This is a genomic window from Pseudomonas fuscovaginae SE-1, from assembly GCF_000364705.1.
In the GTDB taxonomy this organism is placed as follows: Bacteria; Pseudomonadota; Gammaproteobacteria; order Pseudomonadales; family Pseudomonadaceae; genus Aquipseudomonas; species Aquipseudomonas fuscovaginae_A.
Genome location: NZ_AQOH01000356.1, coordinates 1 through 2,162, shown reverse-complemented (window position 1 = coordinate 2,162; position 2,162 = coordinate 1). Strand labels below are relative to the sequence as shown.

The 2,162-nt window shown below is 67.7% G+C and carries 2 protein-coding genes; one reads left to right on the top strand and one right to left on the bottom strand.

The window, feature by feature from the left end; translation table 11 throughout:
- The coding region (locus K675_RS0128065) for an amidase (protein ID WP_026145601.1) at window positions 1–1,038 on the top strand (1,038 nt) is incomplete at its 5' end.
- 71 nt (window positions 1,039–1,109) lie between these two features.
- On the opposite strand, the gene K675_RS31515 is transcribed toward K675_RS0128065, so the two are convergent.
- Window positions 1,110–2,162: voltage-gated chloride channel family protein (locus K675_RS31515; RefSeq protein ID WP_017906783.1), on the bottom strand; the 1,053-nt coding region annotated here is incomplete at its 5' end.

Below are 2,162 nucleotides of genomic sequence, written 5' to 3'. Positions count from 1 at the left end.
ACCATGGCCGACCTGCTGGAAGTGCTCGACGTGGTGGTCGCCGAAGACCCGGATACCCGCGGCGATCTGTGGCGCCTGCAACCCTGGGTGCCGATCCCCAGCGTCGCCTCGGTACGCCCTGAGTCCTATCCTGCGCTGGCTGTCGGCGCCAAGGCGCTGGCCGGCAAGCGCCTCGGTGTACCGAAGATGTTCATCAACGCCGACCCGGACGCCGGCACCAGTGCGGAACCCGGCATCGGTGGCCCGACCGGGCAGCGCATCAACACCCGTGCCTCGGTCATCGATTTGTGGCAGCAGGCACGTCAGGCGCTTGAGGCCGCCGGTGCGGAAGTGGTCGAGGTCGATTTTCCGCTGGTCTCGAACTGCGAGGGCGATCGGCCCGGCGCGCCGACGGTGTTCACCCGCGGGCTGGTGTCCAAGGAGTTCCTGCACCATGAACTGTGGGACCTGAGCGCCTGGGCCTTCGACGATTTCCTGCGGGCCAACGGCGATCCGAAGCTCAATCGACTGGTGGATGTCGACGGGCCGAAGATCTTCCCGCACGACCCGGGCACGCTGCCGAACCGCGAGGGCGACCTGGCCGCCGGCATGGACGAGTACGTGCGCATGGCCGAGCGCGGCATCACCCCGTGGAACGAGATCAGTACGCTGCCGGACGGTCTGCGCGGGCTGGAGCAGACCCGGCGTATCGACCTCGAGGACTGGATGCGGGAGAGGGGGCTGGACGCGGTGCTGTTCCCGACGGTCGCCGATGTCGGTCCGGCCGATGCCGATGTGAACCCGGTGTCCGCCGACATTGCCTGGAGCAACGGTATCTGGGTGGCCAACGGCAACCTGGCGATCCGGCACCTGGGCGTGCCGACGGTCACCGTGCCGATGGGGGTGATGGCTGATATCGGCATGCCGGTGGGTCTGACCTTCGCTGGTCGTGCCTATGACGACTCGGCGTTGCTGCAATTGGCGGCGGCTTTCGAGGCGACCGGCAGCAAGCGTCTGGTTCCGCCGCGGACCCCGCCGCTGGGCGCTGGCGAACAGTAAGTACCGGAGCGGGATTGGCGCCGCGCTGGCGCCAATCCCGCCGGATCATTTCAGGCGGGAGTGCTCCAGCCTTATTTCCTCTCTTTTGCGGCGGACCTGGCCTGTGCCCGGTACTGCTTCACTTCGCCCAGGCGCAAGTCTTCGGGCAGGTCGCCGCGATGCTTGCTGTGGCCAACGCGCTGGGCGTTGTAGATGCCGGTGTGGCCGGACACCAGGTAGCTGGCGATACAGGCGATGGCCGCGAACGGCGCGATCTGGGGACCGAACAGCTTTATCGCCATGACGATAGTCGCCAGCGGCGTATTGGCCGCGCCGGCGAACACGGCGACGAAGCCGAGCCCGGCGAGCATGGCGAATGGCAGGTGCAGCAGCGGGGCGAGGGCGTTGCCCAAGGTGGCGCCGATGTAGAACAGCGGCGTCACTTCACCGCCCTTGAACCCTGATCCCAATGAGGCCACGGTGAACGCCAGCTTGCCGAACCAGTCCCACGGCGCGACCGGTACCTGGAACGACTGTACGATGCCGGGAATGCCCAGGCCGATGTACGGATGGGCATCCAGCGCCCAGACGGCGAGGGCGATCACCGCGCCGCCGAGCAGTGGCCGCAACGGAGGGTATTTGATCAGCCGCTTTACCCAGGCCCCCAGTCGATGGGTGGCGCTGGCGAACAGCAGGCCGGCGAGGCCAAAGACGATACCGGCCAATACCGCTGCCATGATGCTCCAGAACTGCACCGGCACCACTTCGCCAATCGGGTAGTGGGTATGCGCCACGCCCCAGGCCAGGCCGACCTGGTCGGCGACGATGGCCGCGACCATGCAGGGAAACAGCGCGTCGTAACGCATCCGGCCGATAGCCAGCACCTCCAGGCCGAACAGCGCTCCGGCCAAAGGCGTCCCGAACACCGAGGCGAAACCGGCGCTGATGCCGGCCATGAGGATGATCCGCCGGTCTTCGCGGCGCAGGCGCAGCCAATGGGTCAGTTGGTCGGCGAGGGCGCCGCCCATCTGCACCGCCGTGCCTTCGCGGCCGACCGAGGCGCCGAACAGGTGCGACACCAGCGTACCGCCCAGCACCAGCGGGACCATGCGCAGTGGCACGGTCTTCCTGGGGTCGTGGATTTC